Annotated in this window: 2 protein-coding genes; both read right to left on the minus strand. The window is 57.1% G+C overall.

Going from position 1 to position 999, the window contains the following annotated elements:
• On the minus strand, positions 1 to 542 hold a 542-nt coding region (gene comE / locus ACR1XY_RS24595; RefSeq protein WP_480597441.1), incomplete at its 3' end, for a sulfopyruvate decarboxylase subunit beta.
• Positions 539 to 999: sulfopyruvate decarboxylase subunit alpha (locus ACR1XY_RS24600; protein WP_480597443.1), on the minus strand; the 461-nt coding region annotated here is incomplete at its 5' end. The genes comE and ACR1XY_RS24600, both read right to left, overlap by 4 nt.

Consider the following 999-nt stretch of genomic DNA (forward strand, 5'->3'; position numbering starts at 1 on the left):
GCCTTCATGAACCGGTCGCGGATCACGACCGGATCCATGGTGATCACCGGCATCTTGGCGTTGCCGCTTTCGCACTTGCTGACGATGATGGTCATCTGCTTGACGTCCAGCGCCTCTTGCAACACGCGACCGGTTTCCTCGGCCAGGCATTCGATCACCCGGTCACAACCTGCAGCCTCGGCCATTTTCGCCAACGAGGTTTTCTGCCCCGCATAAGTCGGCTGATCTCCGGTCGATCCGTAAGAGCCGTTGTCGATGATCAGCAGGATGTAGTTGTCCGCTACATTGTTCGCGATTGTCGGCAGCGTGCCCAGATTGGTCAGGATCGAGCCATCTCCGTCAATGACGATCACCGGTTTCGGCTGCGACAGAGCCAGCCCAAGTCCAATGGATGAGGCCAGCCCCATCGTACCCAGCATGTAGAAATTGGTCGGTTGATCGTCGATTGCGTGCAGTTCCTGACTGGGGATGCCGATGTTGCAGACAACCAGCTGTTCACGCAGGATCGGGGCAATTTCCTTCAGGATTTCAGAACGGATCATTGGTCGCCATAGCCTCCCCAGAAATTGGCGTCGGTCAAAATGGCAACGGGTTTGTTGCACATGAAGGTGTATTTCAGAATGTTGTCCAACTCCTCTACGTCTTTCTGCCAATGAAAGTGGTAGGTCGGGATATTGAGTTGAGCCAAAAGCGCCTTGGTGTGAACCGCCATCTCCACCTGGCAGGCGACGGGTTCGCGCAGTTCGCCACGGTAGGAGATCAGCATCGGCAATGGCATCCGGTAGTACTGGATCAGCGTGGCCAGCGTGTTGATCGTCACCCCGATGGCGGTGTTCTGCATGATGATGGCCGGGCGCTTGCCGCCCATCCAGGCGCCGGCGCACAACCCCATCCCTTCATCCTCCTTGTTCGAGGGGATGTGAAAGATGTCGTCGCGTTGGTCAATCTCCTCGATCACCCCGGCCAGCTGTTTGCAGGGCACGGTGGTGACAAACGAGA

The organism is Ruegeria sp. AD11(2025), assembly GCF_056542405.1.